Here is a 15,679-nt window from a genome sequence, read left to right as displayed (position 1 = left end):
CCGGACGGGCGGCGCCCCGGACGGGCGGCGCCCCGGACGGGCGGTGTCCCGGACGGGCGGTGTCCCGGACGGGCGGTGTCCCGGACGGGCGGTGACGACCTGCTGGAGGGTCAGGCAGGCGGGAGACTGATGCCGAGCATGCGGGCGCCGGTCTCGGTGCGCGGCCGGTGGGTGCTGCCCGGACCGAAGACCACGTAGCTGCCCGGGCCGAGACGGTGGCCGTTGTCGATGAACTCGCCCGCCACCACGTAGTAGCGCTCCTCCCCGTCGTGCCGGTCGACCTCGGGCCACTCGGCGCCGGGGGCGAAGTCGTACATCCAGCCGCGCGCCCGGTCCGTCGCCGTCAGCCGCCGCCTGACGATGCCCGGGATCACCTCGACGGCCTCCACCTCGTCCACGTGCAGCACGTTCATGTCGTTGTCCTGGTGATTCATGCCGGCCATCCTGCTCGGCCACCGCTCCCCCGGCACAGTGTCTGGATTGACATCTTGAGATACTTTCCTGCCATGGGCGTTCACCGGGTCGTCGTGCTCGTCCTGCCGCCGCAGTCCACGTTCGAGCTGGCCTGCGCGGCCGAGGTGTTCGGCGTGCGCCGGCCGGGGCTACCGGTCCACTACGACTTCGGCGTCTGCGCCGAGCGGCCGGGGCCGGTGCCGACGCTGGCCGGCTACGACATGCACGTGCGGGACGGCCTGCCCGCGCTCGACACCGCGGACACGGTCGTCGTGCCCGGCTGGCAGCGGCCCGGCGAGCGGGCCTCCGCGGCCGTCGTCGACGCCCTCGTCCGGGCGCACGGGCGCGGGGCGCGCATCGTCTCGATCTGCTCGGGCGCCTTCCTGCTGGCGCAGGCCGGGCTGCTCGACCACCGCAAGGCCACCACCCACTGGCGCATGGCCGCCGAGCTCGCCGCCCGCTTCCCGCTGGTCCAGGTGGACCCGGACATCCTGTACGCCGACCTGGGCGACGTCGCCACCAGCGCGGGCACCGCGGCGGGCATCGACCTGTGCCTCCAGCTGGTCCGCGCCGACCACGGAGCGGCCTACGCCGCGCAGGTGGCCAGGCACATGATCATGCCGCCGCACCGGGAGGGCGGGCAGCTGCAGTACGCCGCCACGCCGGTCACCGCGAAGGTCGCCGACTCGCTGGCGCCCGTCCTGGACTGGGCCGCCGAGCGGCTGCACGAGCCCTTGACCGTGGAGGACCTCGCGGCCAGGGCGGGGATCTCGCCACGCACGCTGGCCAGGAGGTTCGCCGAGCAGCTCGGCGCCAGCCCGGGCCGGTGGCTGCTCGGCCGGCGGGTGGCGGCGGCGCAGGCGCTGCTGGAGGAGACCGATCTTCCGGTCGAGACGATCGCGGCCAGGGTCGGGCTGTCGTCGGCGGCCAACCTGCGCAGGCGCTTCCACGACGCCCTGCGGACCACGCCCGCCGCCTACCGCCGGTCCTGCCGCTGGTAGCCGCGGCGGCGACCGGCCCCGGCAGTAAGCTCGACGGCGTGAAGTACGTGCTCATGATCGCTTCCGACGCCTCGGTGCCGCGCGAGGTGGTCGACGCCCAGATCCAGGCGGGTTGCGGCGGCTGGAGCGAGGAGATGGAGGCGCGCGGCGTGGTGCGCGGCGGGGCGGGGCTGCGGCCCAGCTCGGAGGCCACCACCGTGCGCGTGCGCGAGGGCCGGGTGCTGCGGTCGGACGGGCCGTTCGCGGAGACCAAGGAGCAGATCGGCGGATTCGTCCTCATCGAGTGCGCCGACCTGGAGGAGGCCGTCGAGATCGCCGCCAGACACCCGTCGGCCGGCTACGGCCAGATCGAGATCAGGCCCGTCTGGGAGCCATGACCGGGCCACCGGACCGGCAGGCGCTGATCGAGAGCGTCTTCCGCGCCGAATGGGGTCAGGTCGTGGCCACCCTCATCCGCGTCACCGGCGACTGGGACCTGGCCGAGGAGTGCGCCCAGGACGCCTTCGCCACGGCCATGGAGCGCTGGCCGCGCGAGGGCGTCCCCGACCGGCCGGGCGCGTGGCTGACGGTGACCGCCCGCAACCGGGCCACCGACCGGCTGCGCAGGCAGGCGGCCGGGGCCGCCAAGCTCCGCGAGCTGGCCGCGCACCCGCCCGGACCGCAGCCGGAGGTCGACGGCTTCCCCGACGACCGGCTGCGGCTGATGTTCACCTGCTGCCATCCCGCGCTGCCCTTCGAGGCGCAGGTCGCGCTCACCCTGCGCAGCCTGGCGGGGCTCGGCACCGGCGAGATCGCCCGTGCCTTCCTGGTGCCCGAGTCCACGATGTCGCAGCGGCTGGTCAGGGCCAAGCGCAGGATCCGCGAAGCGGCGATCCCGTTCGCCGTGCCGCCGCCCGAGCTGCTGCCCGAACGGCTCGAGGCCGTCCTGGGCGTCCTGTACCTGCTGTTCAACCAGGGCTACAGCGCGCACGGCCTGTGCGGCGAGGCCATCAGGCTGGCCAGGCTCGCGGCCGGCCTGATGCCCGACGAGCCGGAGGCCGGCGGGCTGCTGGCGCTGATGCTCCTGCACGATGCCAGGCGGGCGGCCAGGCTCGACGACGAGGGCGTGCTCGTCACCCTCGACCGCCAGGACCGCGCCCGGTGGGACCGCGCCCAGATCGACGAGGGCCTCGCCGTCCTCGACGCGAACCTGGCGCGCGGCCGTCCCGGGCCCTACCAGGTGCAGGCCGCCATTGCGGCCTGCCACGCGACCGCCGTCCACGCGGACGACACCGACTGGCGGCAGATCCTCCTGCTGTACGGCACGCTGGCGCGCATGCTGCCCTCCCCCGTGGTCGAGCTCAACAGGGCGGTGGCCCTCGCGATGGTGGCGGGACCGCAGGCCGGGCTCGACCGGATCGACACGCTGGCCGGCCTGGACGGCTACCACCTGCTCCCCGCCACCCGCGCCGACCTGCTGCGCCGCCTCGGCCGCCGGACCGAGGCGGCCGCGGCCTACCGGCGGGCGATCGAACTGGCGGACGAGCAGGCCGACCGTCGCTACCTGCGCAAACGCCTGTCGGAGCTCTCCTAGCCCCCGGTCGGGCGCAGGGCCGGGGCGTGGCCTCACGCTAGGCTGAAGGGGTGCGGGGGCGTGCCAGGCCGGCCCCGGCCGTGACAGCTCGTCCCGCATCCCGCGGGTACGCCACGCGCATGGACAGGCATGCGTCCTGATCAGGTGAGGTTCGCGGCAGTGACCGATCCCGTCGACCGCGATGTCGACCTCGTCGATGCCCGCCGGCGCCGGCAGGCGCGCCGCGCGCAGTACCGCGTGGTGGCGGTGATCGCCGCCGGTGGCGCGGCCGGCGCGGGCGCCCGCTACGGTGCCGCGCTGCTGTGGCCGACCCCGGCCGTCTCCTTCCCGTGGACCACGCTGGGCGTCAACGCCTCGGGCTGCCTGCTGATCGGGGTCCTGCTGGTGGCGGTGACCGAGGCGTGGACGGCACCGGCATGGGTGCGGCCGTTCTTCGCCACCGGCGTGCTGGGCGGCTTCACCACCTTCTCCACCTACTGCGCCGACATCGAACGGCTGGTGAGCGGCGGCCGGGCCGGACCTGCCCTCGGCTACCTCGCGGCGACGGTCGTCGTGGCCATGGCCGCGGTGACGGCCGGCGCCTGGACCACCCGCCGGCTGCTGCGGCCGAAGACGGAAGGCGGCACGCGATGACCCTGTCCGGACGGGCGCTGCGGCTGACGGTTCTCGTCGACGACACCGACACCTGGCACCACCGCCCGCTGTACACCGAGATCGTGCACCGGGCCCACGCCGCCGGGCTGGCCGGGGCGTCGGTCTTCCGCGGCATGGAGGGCTTCGGCGCCGGCAACGTCGTGCACACCACCCGGCTGCTGTCGATGGCCGACGACCTGCCGGTGGCCGTCGTCATCGTCGACGCCGAAGAGAAGATCCGTGCCTTCCTTCCCCAGCTGGACGAACTGCACATCGAGGGCCTGGCCGTCCTGGAGGAGGTCGAGGTCGTGCACTACCGCGGCCGGCAGGCGACGGCATGAACTGGCTGCTGGTCCTGCTCGGCGGCGCGGTCGGCGCGCCGCTGCGTTATCTGACCGACCGGGCCGTGCAGGCCCGCCACGACACCGTCTTCCCCTGGGGGACCTTCGCCGTCAACGTGACCGGCTCCCTGTTCCTCGGGGTGCTGACCGGGGCGGTGCTGGCGGGGGCGGCGGGCCACGACGTGCAACTGCTGGTGGGCACCGGCTTCTGCGGGGCGCTGACCACGTACTCGACGTTCTCGTGGGAGACGCTGCGCCTGGCCGAGTCCGGCGCGGGCCTGCTGGCCGCCGCCAACGTCCTCGCCTCGGTGGTGGCCGGTCTGGGCGCGCTGTTCGTCGGCCTCACGATCGCCCAGGCGGTCTTCGGCACATGAATGACCGGCTGTCGTCCGGCACCGCCTTCGCCGGCTGCGCGCTGGTACTCCCGAGCTGACTCGCACCCCGCAGGTGCGGGCCGCCCGGTCCATGTGATTCCACAAATCCCGTCATATGCCAGCAACCGCCATGGTTGATCCACTAGATATATGACCATGCACAATTTCACACTTCACGCATCCGGGACAGCAGCCGAAAGGCGGACATGGGGATGCTGAGCAGGCGGAGATTCCTCCAGGCCGGCGCCGCGACGGTGCCGGCCATCGCATTGGGCGGCATTGCTCCCCGCGCGGCCCTCGCCGCGACCGTGGAGACCTCGGGGATCGCGCCCGCCGCGCTCGCCGGGTTCGACAGGGTGCTGAAGACCTACATCGTCGAACGAGGCATCTCCTGCGCCCAGCTGGCCATCTCCAAGAACGGCAAGCTCGTGCTCGCCAGGGGCTACCGCTACTCCGACGACGGCAGATCCCTTCCCGCGGTGACGCCCACCTCGCTGTTCCGCATCGCCAGCCTGAGCAAGCACATCACCGCCACGGCGATCATGCGGCTGGCGCAGGACGGCAAGCTCAGCCTGACGGCGTCGGTCGCCACCCTGCTGGGTCTGCCGACCGAGACCGACGCCCGGCTGGCGAAGGTGACGGTGTGGCGGCTGCTGCAGCACACCGGAGGCTGGGACCGCGAAATCTCCGGCGACTACCTCTACATGGACCATCCCATCTCCAAGGCGCTCGGCGTCCCGCTGCCGATCACCCAGGACCACATCATCCGGTACGCCAACAGCCGTCCGCTCGACTTCGCGCCCGGCACGAGGTACGGCTACAGCAACTACGGCTACATGCTGCTCGGGCGGATCATCGAGAAGGCCTCGGGGATGAGCTACGAGTCCTACGTCAGGCAGCGGATCCTTGGGCCCGTCGGCATCACCCGCCTCCGGCTCGGCCGTACCCTCCGATCAGAGGCCGCGCCCGGCGAGGTGATCTACGAGTCCGATGCCACCGCCACGACCGTCGTGGACGCGTCAGGCGCGGTGGTGCCGCGGCCGTACGGCGGGTTCAGCATGACCAACCGCGGGCCCGGCGGCGGATGGCTGGCCTCGGCGGTCGACCTGGTGCGGTTCGCGAAGGTGCTCGACGCGCCTGGAGCGGTGCTGAACGCGACCTCCATCAACAGGATGCTCGCCAAGCCGGAGACCGGCCCTACCCCTGACGGGGCCTGGTACGGCGCCGGGTGGTGGGTGCGCGAGGTGCCCGGTCACCTCAACACCTGGCACAACGGATCGCTGCCCGGCACCTACACCTACCTCGCCCGGCTGCAGAACGGCTTCACCTACGCCGCCCTGTTCAACAGGGGCGAGGAGAGCGGGTCACTCGACTTCGACGTGCTCAGTCCGCGGATCAACGCCGAAATCGGCAAGGTGACCAGCTGGCCGACCACGGACCTCAGCTCCCGCTACTTCTAGCGTTCGCGCGGACGCGGCCGGCGGCGGAAGCCACGCGGACATCGGCCGCAGCCGCTCCTCGGCGGCCCGGTGCCGCCGAGGAGCGCGCGCGCTCAGCGGACGCCGTCGGTGCACGTCGCCAGGTCCAGGCCGGAACCTCCGACCTGGCGGCGGCGTGGACCAGCGGTCTCCACGACGGACCGGCCGCGGACGGTCAGACGAGGTTCGTGGGATGCTGCTCCGTCGCTACCGGGGACCCGTTCAGGACGGGTCGGCGGGCGGCTCGATCCTGGCCAGGTGGCCGGTCTCCAGCGCCGCCCACAGGAAGCCGTCGGGTCCCGCGGCGATGCCGTGCGGCTCGGAGGCGGGCGTCGGCAGGTCGTAGGTGGTGATGCGGCCCGCGGCGGTGATGCGGCCGACGCGGTTGCCGCCCCACTCGGTGAACCAGCAGGCGCCGTCGGGGCCCAGCGTGATCGCGTGGGGGCGGGCCGCCCGGTCCGGCAGCGGGAACTCGGCGATGTCGCCGTCGACGGTGATCCTGCCGATCTGCCCGGCGCCGATCTCGACGAACCACAGCGCCCCGTCGCCGCCCTGGGTGATGCCGACGGGCGCCGCCGCCGGCGTGGGCAGCGGGTGGACGGTGATGCCCCCGTCCATCGTGACGCGGCCGACGGCGTTGGCCTGGTTCATCGCGAACCACATCGCGCCGTCGGGCCCCGCGGTGATCGCCGAGGGGAAGGCCCCGGCCACCGGCAGCGGGTACTCGGTGACCGTGCCGTCGGTCGTGATCCGCCCGACCAGGCCGGCGTTGGTGCCGGTGAACCACAGCGCGCCGTCGGGCCCCTGCGCGATCCCGAACGGCCCCGCCTGCCCGGTGGGCAGCGCGAAGGAGCGGGCGTGGCCGTCGACGGTGATCCGGCCGATCGCGTGTCCCTGGTACTCGGTGAACCACAGCGCGCCGTCCGGACCTGGGGTGATCACGGTGGGGCCGGCACCGACCGGATGGGTCGTGAGCGAACCGTCCGCCCCTCTGCGGCCGACGGCGCCCTCGCCGACGAGCGTGTACCAGAGCGCGCCGTCGGGTCCCGCGGTGATCGCGTAGGGGCCCGCGCCCCGCACGGCGAACTCCCTGACCGGATCGTCGATCCACGCGGCGGCCGCGGCGAGCAGGGCGGCGCGGTCGTGGTGGACGTCTACGCGGACGCTGCCGCCCGCGTTCCGCACCGTCTCGGCCGTCGCCGCGGCCCGGTCGGCGGCGGCCACGAGGACCAGCAGGGGTGGCATGCCGTACGGCGGCGCGGACACCGGCGGCGGCGACAGCAGGATCACGCCAGCCGGGGGCGTTCCGAGCAGCGGCAGCGCCTCCAGCGCGACGGTCGCACCGGCCTCCTCCCCCGCCAGGACGATCCTCGAGGCGGGCGTGCCCTCGCCGAGCAGCGCCCGGTAGGCGGCGGCCACGTCGGCCGGCGCGGCGGCGTGCACCTCCACCACGCGTCCGGCCAGGCCGCCGGTGGGCCGCGCGTCGTGGCCGTGGACATAGACGACAGTGCGCACTCTTCCCCCTGTTTCCGATCAAAGACCGAAATGCTACTTGACCACTTGAACCGTATGACGTACGGTACGCCGTACCGAACACTGGAGGAGAACGTCTTGCGAGACAACGACATCCGGCCCTTCCGCCTCGAGATCGCCCAGGCCGACCTGGACGACCTGCGCGAGCGGCTCGACAGGGTCCGCTGGCCCGACGAGGTCCCCGGGCTCGGCTGGCAGTACGGCGTGCCCCTCGATCACCTGCGCGGCCTCGTCGACCACTGGCGCACCGGCTACTCCTGGCGCGCCGCCGAGGCAGAACTGAACGCCCACCCGCAGTTCACCACCGAGATCGACGGCCAGACCATCCACTTCCTCCACGTCCAGTCCGCCGCCCCCGACGCGCTGCCGCTGCTCATCACGCACGGCTGGCCCAGCTCGCCGGTGGAGTACCTGGACGTGATCGAGCGCCTGTCGGCCGACTTCACGCTGGTGATCCCCTCGCTGCCCGGCTACGGCCTGTCCGGACAGACCAGGGAGATCGGCTGGGGCTCCACCCGCATCGCCAAGGCGTGGCTGGAGCTGATGACCAGGCTCGGCCACGAGCGGTTCGGCGTGCAGGGCGGCGACTGGGGCAGCTGGATCTCCCGCGAGGTCGGCGTCCTGGCCCCCGAACGCGTCGTGGGCATGCACGGCAACGGCCTCATCTGCTTCCCGCTGGGCCTGCCGGGCGAGCTCGACGACCTCACCGAGGTCGAGCAGGAGCGGATGGACTTCCGACAGAAGTACATGAGCGAGCAGTACGCCTACAAGCTGATCCAGTCGGCGCGCCCGCAGACCTTCGCCTACGGCATGGCCGACTCCCCCGTCGCCCTGCTGGCCTGGTTCGCGAGCGTCTTCCACGAGTGGAGCGACGGCGGCATCCCGCGCGACCGGCTGCTGACGACCGTCATGCTGTACTGGCTGACGAACACGGCGGGCTCGGCCGCGCGCTCGTTCGTGGAGACGCCGGACACCTCGGAGGACACCTCCGTGGAGTGGGAGCTGAAGCCGGCCACCGTCCCGACAGGCATCTCGGTGTTCCCCAAGGACATCCTTCGGCCGATCCGCCGCTTCGCCGAGCGGGACAACAACGTGGTGAGCTGGGTCGAGCACGAGCGGGGCGGCACGTTCGCCGCCATGGAGCAGCCGGACCGCTACGTCGAGGACGTCCGCGCCTTCTTCCAGGGCCGCTGATAGCCCCGGCCGTCCAGGTCCGCCGGCCGTCCCGGCTTTCCAGCGCCGCTCACTATGATCGACGGGGTGGAGGACGCCCGCGGCTCTCTCACTCCGTCTGGTGTGACGGGGTGCTCATGCGCGGCCGGTCAGCGTGGTGGCGTGCGTGAAGGCGTCGAGCAGGCAGGCGGCGAGATCGCGCGCCGCGCTGCCGTCGGGGTCGAGGGCGGGGTTGTAGATCGTCACGTCGAGCGCCGCGGCGCGCGGGTCGGCCAGCAGCGTCCCGGCCAGCACGGCGAACTCCCGCCTGGTGAGCCCGCCGGGCAGGCGGTAGTCGACCGCCGGCATCAGCGCGTCGTCCAGCACGTCGGCGTCGACGTGGAGCAGGAACCGCTCGACGCCCGCGCCGTCCAGATGGGCGAGCGCCCGCCTGGCCGTCTCCTCAGCGCCGAGGTCGCGCGTCCGGGCGAGGGAGACGACGAGGGCGTCGGTGGCGCGCAGCGCGGCGCCGGTGTCCCGCTGCTCGTCCGGGTCGCGGTGGCCGATCAGCGCCGCGGCTCGGCTACGGACGATGGGCGGCGCGCCGTCCATCCTCGGGAGGAGGTCGGTGCCGGGGCCGAACGCCAGGTACAACTCGGAGTCCGACGCCTCACCCGTGGGCGAGTGCTCGGGCGGGTAGAAGTCGGTGTGCGCGTCGAGGAAGACCAGCCCGTGGGATCCCGTGCGGCCGAGCGCGAGCAGGCTGCCGAAGATGACGCTGTCGTCCCCGCCGAGCACCACGGGGAACGCCCCCGCGTCCAGCACGTTCGCCACGACGCCTGCCTGGCGCAGCGCCACGTCGGCGATCGCCTCGGCGTTGAGCAGCCGGCTGGGATGGGTGCGCTCCCACGAGTACGGCGGCGCCTCCACCACCGGCCCGCGACGGGCGCCGAGCGCCTCGGCCAGGCCGGCGTCGAGCAGCGCGCCGCCGAGCCGCTCGACACCGGGGACCAGGCCCAGGTTGGTCCGCACCTGGATGATCACCGGACGCTCCGGGCATGCCATTCCGCCTCCCACCGGGCCCATCTCCCGCCCATCCCCTACCCCGGCCTGCCCACCCTCTCCCCGAGCCGCCCGATCCCACTCGACCGTCTGCTCCCGGACCGACCGCCGTGCTATCGGTGGACACCGAGCACACGGTGCCGCCCTCGGGCACAAGGTGGACCTCGAGCACAGGGTGACGTTCGAGCACACGGTGGACGGTCACCGTGACCGGGTCGAGCACAAGGTGGACCTCGAGCACAGGGTGACCGTTGGGCCGGTGTGGACGTCGGGCCCATGGTGGACATCGGGCTACCGGTGGCCGTCGGTCAGACGGTAGGCGCAGGGTGGCCAGTGGGCGCAGGGCGGCCGGTGGGCGGGCGCGCCGGAACCGGCATCTGGCCCGGAGAGTGGAGCCTGCCAGCGGGCGGGCCGGAGCGGCCATCCGCGCCCTGGCAGACCGCAGGGAACCAGCCCGCGGGCATGCCGGAGCTCCGGGGGCCGGGTCGCGCGAGCCCGGCCGCAGGGGTCATGCGCGCAGCGACTCCAGGAGCCTGGACAGCGCGGCCTGGGTGGCGGCGAGATCGCCCGGGTCCGCCGAGGCGGCCAGCCACAGCGCGGCCTCGTTCATCGCCCCGGACAGCAGCCTGGTCAGCGGCGCCACCGGCTGCTCGACGATCGTGCCTGCGGCCATCAGCGTGGTCAGCGCCTCGGCCAGGTGGCGGGCGGAGGTGGCCTCGTCCAGCGCCCGCCACTCGGCCCAGCCGAGGACGGCGGGCCCGTCGATGAGCATGATCTGCTGCACGTCGGGGTCGGCGCTGGCGGCCAGGAAGGCGTGGCATCCGGCCACGAGCTGCGCCCACGGGTCGTCCTGGGCGTCGGCGGTGGCGGCCACCCGCTCGCCCACCTCCTGCTGCACCTGTTCGAGCACCGCGCGGAACAGTTCGGCCTTGCTGTCGAAATGGTGGTACAGCGCGCCCTTGGTGACGCCCGCCGCGCGGACGATCTCCGCCAGGCCGACGGCGGCGTAGCCCTGGGCCGCGAACAGTCTCCGGCTCTCGCGCAGCAGCGTCCGCCTGGTCTGCTCGCGCTGTGCCGCCCTCTGGCTCCGCGTCGTCATCGCCTCGACCCCTTTGACATACCAACGGTATGCGAACTACCGTACCTCGACATACCGACGGTATGCGAAAGGGGTCCGGCATGAAGGTCAGCAGTTTCTACCCGGTCATCTGCACCACCCGGGTGCAGGAGTCGCGCGACTTCTACACCCGCCTGTTCGGCTTCGAGCTCACCTTCGAGGCGGACTGGTACGTGAGCCTGCGCCGCGACAACCACGAGCTGGCGCTGCTCGACCCGGCCCACCCGACCGTCCCGGCCGGCTTCCGGGGCGTGGCGGCACAGGGCCTGCTGCTCAACGTCGAGGTCGACGACGTCGACGCCGAGTGGGAGCGGCTGGTGGTCCAGGGCGGTCTCCGGCCCGAGCTGGAGCTGCGCTCCGAGGACTTCGGGCAGCGGCACTTCATCGTCGCCGACCCCAACGGCGTGCTCATCGACGTCATCACCCCCATCCCGCCGGTGGGCGAGTACGCCGGCCAGTACGTCAGCTGAGCCGTGGCAGCAGGCCCAGCTCGGCGGCGCTCAGCTCCAGCTCGGCCGCCTGCGCCGAGTCGCGGACGGACGAGGGGCGGCTCGCACCGGGGATCGGGATCACCACCGGCGACAGTGACAGGTGCCAGGCCAGGCACACCCGCTGCGGGCTGACCCCGCGCTCCTTCGCCACGGTGTGGAACGGGGTCTCGCCGGCCGGGTCCGCCTCGTCGAGCGCGCTGCGCGCGATGCCGCCCAGCGGGCTCCACGGCAGGAAGGCGATGCCGAGCTCGGCGCAGAGCCGCAGCTCGGCATCGCTGTCCAGGACGGCGGGCGAGAACCTGTTCTGGACGGAGACCAGGTGCTCGCCGAGCTCGCGGCGGGCCAGCAGGATCTGGCCGGCGTCGACGTTCGACAGCCCGGCCGCCCTGATCTTGCCCGCGTCGAGCAGGTCGCGCAGGGCGCCGACGGACTCGGCGAAGGGCACCCGGGGATCCGGCTTGTGCAGTTGATAGAGCCCGATGGCCTCGACGCCGAGCCGGTGGAGCGACGCCTCGCAGGCCCGCTTGAGATGGCGGGGATCGCCGTTGACCGTCCACGAGCCGTCACCGGGCCGGCCGCGCCCGCCCTTGGTGGCGATGAGCACGTCCCGGCCGCGGGTGGCGCGGGCCAGCAGGCGCTCGTTGTGGCCGGCCTCGCCGGCGTGCCAGTGGTAGGAGTCGGCGGTGTCGAAGAGCGTTACGCCGGCGTCCAGGGCCGCGTGGACGGTGGCGATCGCACGTTCCTCGTCCGGACGGCCCTCGACGGACAGCGGCATCGCGCCCATGCCGACGGCGCCGACCTCGAAGTCCCCGATCAGCCGCCGGCGCATGCCGCAGCCTTCTCGACACTCGTCGTGACGGCCCGTTCGATGACGCCCGGCAGCCAGTCGGCCACGTGGGAGAAGGCGAACCCCAGGCGGGCGGCGCGGCCGGTGTCCATGGTGAAGGCCCGCTCGAAGGAGTACGGCGAGACCTCCCCGGCCGCGGCGCCGGCGACTCGGGTGAAGGCGGGGGCGGCGGAGGTGGCCGTGCCGATCGCCGCGCACAGCTCCCACACGTCCAGCTCGCCGTGCGAGGCGGCGTTGACGGGGCCGGTGAAGTCGGCGCCCGCGGCCCATGCCAGGAAACGGGCGATCTCGGCCTCGTGGACGAACGACGAGGCGCCGGGGTTCTCGTGCACGGTCACCGGCAGGCCGGCGCGGATCCGCCGGACGTAGTGCTCCAGGCGGCCGGTGAAGTCGGCGCCGCCGAGCACGTGGCCGCTGCGCACGCTGACGAAGGCGAAGTCCGGCTGCGCGGCCAGCACCGCCTCGGCCTGGCGCTTGGCGGGGCCGTACCCGGTGGCGGGTGGCCCCTGCTCGGCGAGGTCGACCGCGTCCTCGGCGAACGGCGCGCCGTCGAGGCCCGCGTAGACCTCGATGGTGGAGGTCATCACGTAGCGCGCCGTCCGGCCGGCGAAGACCCGGGCGGCGATCTCCGCCTGGGCCGGCGTGTAGCAGATCTGGTCGATGACGGCCGCGAAGCTCCGGCCCGCCAGCGCGCGGCGCAGCGCCGCCTCGTCGTCCCTGTCGGCCACCAGGTGGGTCACGCCCTCGGGCGCGGGCGCCGACCCCCTGTTGACCACGGTGACGGCCACTCCCTGGGCGTGGAGGCTCTCGACCAGGCGCCTGCCGAAGTACCGGCTGCCGCCGATGACGCACAACTCGTTCATGCGAGCCAGCGTGCCCGCCCTATAGTCATCACCGGTAGTGGCGACTTGCTTAACCAGTCATAAGGAGAGCTGTTGATCGACGTGCACCGGCTCGGGATCCTGCGCGAGGTGGCGGGCCACGGCAGCTTCAACCGCGCCGCGACCGCGCTGCGCCTGACGCCCTCGGCGGTCTCCCAGCAGATCGCCGCGCTCGAACGCACGCTCGGCACCCAGGTGGTCGAACGCAGCACCCGCGGCGTCACCCTCACCGAGCCGGGCCGCCTGCTGGTGGCGGCGGCCGAGGCCATCGCCGCCGAGCTGAGCGACGCCCAGCAGCGCATCGACCGGCTGGCGGCGGGCCGTGCCCAGCTCACGATCGCCTCCTTCGCCAGCGGCGGCCGTCCCCTGCTGCCGCCCGCGCTGGCCCGGCTGGCCGCCGACCATCCCGGCGTCGAGCTGACGATCCTCGAGCGCGAGCCGGAGGACAGCCTCCCGCTCGTCCGCCAGGGCCGCGCCGACCTGGCCCTGGCCTACCACTTCGACGGGCCGCCCCCGGCCAGGCCGGGCGACCGTTCGGGCATGGACTGGACGCCGCTGCGGCCCGATCCGTTCCGCGTCGTCCTGCCCCGCGCCCACCGCCTGGCCGGGCGCGCGGCCGTGCACCTGGCCGAGCTGTCGGGCGAGCGCTGGGTGCTGGGCTGCCTGAAGACCGTGGACCTGCTGCGGCACTACAGCGAGCTGGCCGGCTTCGAGCTGCGCGTCTCGTGCAGCGCCACCGACTACTTCTTCGCCCAGTCGCTGGTCACCGCCGGGGTCGGCGTGGCCCTGATCCCCGAGATCGCGCTGCTGCCCTCGCCCGAGCTGGTGGCGATCCCGCTGGAGGCGCCCAGCCCGTCCCGTTTCATCGGCCTCGCCACCTCGCGGCGTGACCGGGGGGCGGCGCAGCCGTACGTCGACCTCCTGGTCGAGCTGCTGCGCCGGCCGCCCGCCGCGACCTTGGTGCCCGCGGGCCCCGCCGCGGCGCCACGCCCCCGGGCTTCAGTCTGACCCGTCGCCTGACCGCCGTGAGGTCGGGGGTGTCGAGGCCGGCCTGGAGTGTCCGCGCGTCCCCCAGGAGCAGGAACCGGATGAGGAAGCCGGGCACGATGCGCAGAAGCGTGGCGCCGGCGGTGGCCGGCAGGCGTCCGTGCCGCCGCATGCGCGCGGCCAGCGTCACCAGGCCGGCGCGGAGGCCGGCCATGGGACCGGGCTCAGGACGGGCGAGGGGCGCGGCGGTCCTTGCGCTGCTCGAGTTCCTCGTCGTCGACCAGGACGAGCATGGGCTTGCCGGGCTCGCACAGCATGGTGACGATGAAGCGGAGCGGGATGTCGGCGCGGTTGTTGCCGTCCTGGTAGTGGATGACGTCTCCGCCCGGCTCCCAGAACGCCTCGCCGGCGCGGACGACCCGCTCTGGCTCGCCTTCCAGTTCCAGCAGCATCTCGCCGTCCAGGACGTAACCGAACGCGGGGCCGGGATGCCGGTGCGGCGGCGCCCCCGGGTCGCCGGGCGGATACTCGACGATCACGGTCATCACGTTCGCCCCGTCGGGGATGAACGGCGGCTCGGCCTCCTGCAGCACGGTGAGCGCCGTCTGCCACGCGGTTGATCTCGATATGGACATGGAAGAGCCTTTCGCTGATCTACTTTCCGGTGGCGGTCCGGTCGAGCCAGTCGCGGTATCTGGTCTGACCGAGGGTGGCGCCCTCCCCTGGCACCAGCGTCCGCTCGCCCGGCACGCTGCCGAAGTAGCGCGCCTGCGGGTCGGTGACCACCTCGCGCGAGTCGCCCCAGGCGGCCAGGGCCTCGCGGAAGAACTCGTCCATCCGGAACTGCTCGGGCCCGGCCACCTCCACCCTGCCGTTCAGCGGCGACCCCACCGCGACCCGGCCGACCGCCTGGGCGACGTCGTCACCCGCGATGGGCTGGAAGCGCACCGGCGCCACGTGCACCTGGCGATCGACCGTGGCCTCGTCGGCGATGCTGCGGACGAACTCGAAGAACTGCGTCGCGTGCACGAGCGAGAACGGGATCGGGGAGTTCTCGATCAGCCTCTCCTGGGCGATCTTCGCCGCGAAGTAGCCGTTGTCCGGCATCCGCTCGGTGCCCACGACCGACAACGCGACGTGGTGACCCACGCCCGCCGCCGCCTCCGCCGCGAGCAGGTTGCCGGTGGAGGTCTCGAAGAACTCCAGCACCGCGGCCCTCTCGAACGACGGCGAGTTCGACACGTCGACCACCGTGGACGCGCCGGTCAGCACCTCGGCCAGCCCTTCGCCGGTGAGGGTGTCGACTCCGGTGTCCGGCGCGGCGGCCACCGCCTCGTGCCCGTGCTCTGCCAGCTTCGTCACGAGCTTCGAGCCGATCAGCCCGGTCCCGCCGATTACCACGATCTTCATAACGAACCTTCCCTGCCGCCGGGGCACTCGGTCGCCCTCGGTCGCCGGTCACGACAGGACAGCCCCCAGGGTTTGTGACCGCTACCGCGCTGTTCAATCGGCATCGGTCGAGATCTCTTCTCTGCGCGTGCCCGCTGACCTGCGCGTTCGTCACGGACCAGGTCGGCGCGGCCCCACCCGGTGCGGCTTCGTGGGCGGGCCGGTCTCCGTGCTTTCGACCTAGGTGCCGCGATGCCGACCTCGCCTCGCCCGGCAGTTCACCGGCTTCCGAGGTCAGGCCATGTCTGGCGGTTCATCACACTTCTCAACGGCACCCCAACGAGGGTGTGTCCGGCCTCATCCCGGT

At 73.2% G+C, this 15,679-nt stretch carries 18 protein-coding genes; 10 read left to right on the top strand and 8 right to left on the bottom strand.

All coding sequences use genetic code 11. The features are described from left to right. Nucleotides 1-110 precede the first annotated feature (110 nt). Nucleotides 111-434 (bottom strand): cupin domain-containing protein, encoded by a 324-nt coding sequence (locus ACWENQ_RS31935; protein WP_452417503.1) that lies wholly within the window; start codon nucleotides 432-434, stop codon nucleotides 111-113. 72 nt (nucleotides 435-506) lie between these two features. On the opposite strand from ACWENQ_RS31935, the gene ACWENQ_RS31930 reads away from it, so the two are divergent. From ACWENQ_RS31930 to ACWENQ_RS31900, 7 genes are all read left to right on the top strand, one after another. Next, on the top strand, nucleotides 507-1,454 hold the full coding sequence (locus tag ACWENQ_RS31930; RefSeq protein ID WP_452417501.1) for a helix-turn-helix domain-containing protein: 948 nt from the start codon (nucleotides 507-509) through the stop codon (nucleotides 1,452-1,454). A 38-nt stretch (nucleotides 1,455-1,492) separates the two neighbouring features. Next, the gene (locus ACWENQ_RS31925; RefSeq protein ID WP_354916217.1) at nucleotides 1,493-1,831 is read left to right on the top strand and encodes a YciI family protein; all 339 of its coding nucleotides are present in this window, start codon (nucleotides 1,493-1,495) and stop codon (nucleotides 1,829-1,831) included. Further along, entirely contained in the window at nucleotides 1,828-3,027 is a 1,200-nt protein-coding gene (locus tag ACWENQ_RS31920; RefSeq protein ID WP_452417499.1) for an RNA polymerase sigma factor, read from the top strand. The genes ACWENQ_RS31925 and ACWENQ_RS31920 overlap by 4 nt, the downstream gene beginning before the upstream one ends. Nucleotides 3,028-3,186: 159 nt before the next feature. Next, nucleotides 3,187-3,660, top strand: a complete 474-nt coding sequence (locus ACWENQ_RS31915; protein WP_449924948.1) for a fluoride efflux transporter FluC — start codon at nucleotides 3,187-3,189, stop codon at nucleotides 3,658-3,660. After that, a complete protein-coding gene (locus ACWENQ_RS31910) occupies nucleotides 3,657-4,001 on the top strand; it encodes a DUF190 domain-containing protein (RefSeq protein ID WP_449924951.1) in 345 nt (114 codons plus the stop codon). The genes ACWENQ_RS31915 and ACWENQ_RS31910 overlap by 4 nt, the downstream gene beginning before the upstream one ends. Then, nucleotides 3,998-4,375 carry a fluoride efflux transporter CrcB gene (gene crcB / locus ACWENQ_RS31905; protein WP_449924953.1) on the top strand — a complete coding sequence of 126 codons (378 nt, stop codon included), beginning with the start codon at nucleotides 3,998-4,000 and terminating at the stop codon, nucleotides 4,373-4,375. The genes ACWENQ_RS31910 and crcB overlap by 4 nt, the downstream gene beginning before the upstream one ends. 206 nt (nucleotides 4,376-4,581) lie before the next feature. Then, nucleotides 4,582-5,835: a serine hydrolase domain-containing protein gene (locus tag ACWENQ_RS31900; RefSeq protein WP_452417497.1), complete on the top strand. Its 1,254-nt coding sequence runs from the start codon at nucleotides 4,582-4,584 to the stop codon at nucleotides 5,833-5,835. A 240-nt stretch (nucleotides 5,836-6,075) separates the two neighbouring features. On the opposite strand, the gene ACWENQ_RS31895 is transcribed toward ACWENQ_RS31900, so the two are convergent. After that, nucleotides 6,076-7,368: a virginiamycin B lyase family protein gene (locus tag ACWENQ_RS31895; protein ID WP_452417496.1), complete on the bottom strand. Its 1,293-nt coding sequence runs from the start codon at nucleotides 7,366-7,368 to the stop codon at nucleotides 6,076-6,078. Nucleotides 7,369-7,464: 96 nt separating this feature from the next. Here ACWENQ_RS31895 and ACWENQ_RS31890 point away from each other — a divergent pair, with 96 nt between their 5' ends. Then, complete coding sequence (locus ACWENQ_RS31890; RefSeq protein ID WP_449924962.1) at nucleotides 7,465-8,580, top strand: epoxide hydrolase family protein; 1,116 nt, start codon at nucleotides 7,465-7,467, stop codon at nucleotides 8,578-8,580. 114 nt (nucleotides 8,581-8,694) lie between these two features. Here ACWENQ_RS31890 and ACWENQ_RS31885 read toward each other — a convergent pair whose 3' ends face one another. Beyond that, nucleotides 8,695-9,582 carry an arginase family protein gene (locus ACWENQ_RS31885; protein WP_452417494.1) on the bottom strand — a complete coding sequence of 296 codons (888 nt, stop codon included), beginning with the start codon at nucleotides 9,580-9,582 and terminating at the stop codon, nucleotides 8,695-8,697. 526 nt (nucleotides 9,583-10,108) lie between these two features. Then, complete coding sequence (locus ACWENQ_RS31880) at nucleotides 10,109-10,699, bottom strand: TetR/AcrR family transcriptional regulator (protein ID WP_449924968.1); 591 nt, start codon at nucleotides 10,697-10,699, stop codon at nucleotides 10,109-10,111. Nucleotides 10,700-10,779: 80 nt separating this feature from the next. Between ACWENQ_RS31880 and ACWENQ_RS31875 the strand changes: the two genes are divergently transcribed. Continuing rightward, nucleotides 10,780-11,187 (top strand): VOC family protein, encoded by a 408-nt coding sequence (locus ACWENQ_RS31875; protein ID WP_449924971.1) that lies wholly within the window; start codon nucleotides 10,780-10,782, stop codon nucleotides 11,185-11,187. Here ACWENQ_RS31875 and ACWENQ_RS31870 read toward each other — a convergent pair. Beyond that, nucleotides 11,180-12,037, bottom strand: a complete 858-nt coding sequence (locus tag ACWENQ_RS31870; protein WP_449924974.1) for an aldo/keto reductase — start codon at nucleotides 12,035-12,037, stop codon at nucleotides 11,180-11,182. The two genes, ACWENQ_RS31875 and ACWENQ_RS31870, sit on opposite strands and share 8 nt — an antisense overlap. Beyond that, complete coding sequence (locus ACWENQ_RS31865) at nucleotides 12,022-12,918, bottom strand: NAD-dependent epimerase/dehydratase family protein (protein WP_449924976.1); 897 nt, start codon at nucleotides 12,916-12,918, stop codon at nucleotides 12,022-12,024. The genes ACWENQ_RS31870 and ACWENQ_RS31865 overlap by 16 nt, the downstream gene beginning before the upstream one ends. 81 nt (nucleotides 12,919-12,999) lie before the next feature. On the opposite strand from ACWENQ_RS31865, the gene ACWENQ_RS31860 reads away from it, so the two are divergent. Beyond that, the gene (locus ACWENQ_RS31860) at nucleotides 13,000-13,944 is read left to right on the top strand and encodes a LysR substrate-binding domain-containing protein (protein WP_452417573.1); all 945 of its coding nucleotides are present in this window, start codon (nucleotides 13,000-13,002) and stop codon (nucleotides 13,942-13,944) included. Between the two features lie 203 nt (nucleotides 13,945-14,147). On the opposite strand, the gene ACWENQ_RS31855 is transcribed toward ACWENQ_RS31860, so the two are convergent. Continuing rightward, complete coding sequence (locus ACWENQ_RS31855) at nucleotides 14,148-14,558, bottom strand: cupin domain-containing protein (protein WP_449924979.1); 411 nt, start codon at nucleotides 14,556-14,558, stop codon at nucleotides 14,148-14,150. Nucleotides 14,559-14,577: 19 nt separating this feature from the next. Then, nucleotides 14,578-15,333: an SDR family oxidoreductase gene (locus tag ACWENQ_RS31850; RefSeq protein ID WP_452417492.1), complete on the bottom strand. Its 756-nt coding sequence runs from the start codon at nucleotides 15,331-15,333 to the stop codon at nucleotides 14,578-14,580. Nucleotides 15,334-15,679: the final 346 nt, after the last annotated feature.

This window comes from Nonomuraea sp. NPDC004354, assembly GCF_053602555.1.
This window is presented reverse-complemented; position numbering and strand designations above follow the sequence as displayed.

Excerpts from the sequence above, each read along its gene's own strand:
- ACWENQ_RS31935 (WP_452417503.1), bottom strand. The coding sequence starts at position 434 with ATGAATCACCAGGACAACGACATGAACGTGCTGCACGTGGACGAGGTG.
- ACWENQ_RS31930 (WP_452417501.1), top strand. The coding sequence starts at position 507 with ATGGGCGTTCACCGGGTCGTCGTGCTCGTCCTGCCGCCGCAGTCCACG.
- ACWENQ_RS31920 (WP_452417499.1), top strand. The coding sequence starts at position 1,828 with ATGACCGGGCCACCGGACCGGCAGGCGCTGATCGAGAGCGTCTTCCGC.
- ACWENQ_RS31910 (WP_449924951.1), top strand. The coding sequence starts at position 3,657 with ATGACCCTGTCCGGACGGGCGCTGCGGCTGACGGTTCTCGTCGACGAC.
- crcB (WP_449924953.1), top strand. The coding sequence starts at position 3,998 with ATGAACTGGCTGCTGGTCCTGCTCGGCGGCGCGGTCGGCGCGCCGCTG.
- ACWENQ_RS31900 (WP_452417497.1), top strand. The coding sequence starts at position 4,582 with ATGGGGATGCTGAGCAGGCGGAGATTCCTCCAGGCCGGCGCCGCGACG.
- ACWENQ_RS31880 (WP_449924968.1), bottom strand. The coding sequence starts at position 10,699 with ATGACGACGCGGAGCCAGAGGGCGGCACAGCGCGAGCAGACCAGGCGG.
- ACWENQ_RS31875 (WP_449924971.1), top strand. The coding sequence starts at position 10,780 with ATGAAGGTCAGCAGTTTCTACCCGGTCATCTGCACCACCCGGGTGCAG.
- ACWENQ_RS31870 (WP_449924974.1), bottom strand. The coding sequence starts at position 12,037 with ATGCGCCGGCGGCTGATCGGGGACTTCGAGGTCGGCGCCGTCGGCATG.
- ACWENQ_RS31865 (WP_449924976.1), bottom strand. The coding sequence starts at position 12,918 with ATGAACGAGTTGTGCGTCATCGGCGGCAGCCGGTACTTCGGCAGGCGC.
- ACWENQ_RS31855 (WP_449924979.1), bottom strand. The coding sequence starts at position 14,558 with ATGTCCATATCGAGATCAACCGCGTGGCAGACGGCGCTCACCGTGCTG.
- ACWENQ_RS31850 (WP_452417492.1), bottom strand. The coding sequence starts at position 15,333 with ATGAAGATCGTGGTAATCGGCGGGACCGGGCTGATCGGCTCGAAGCTC.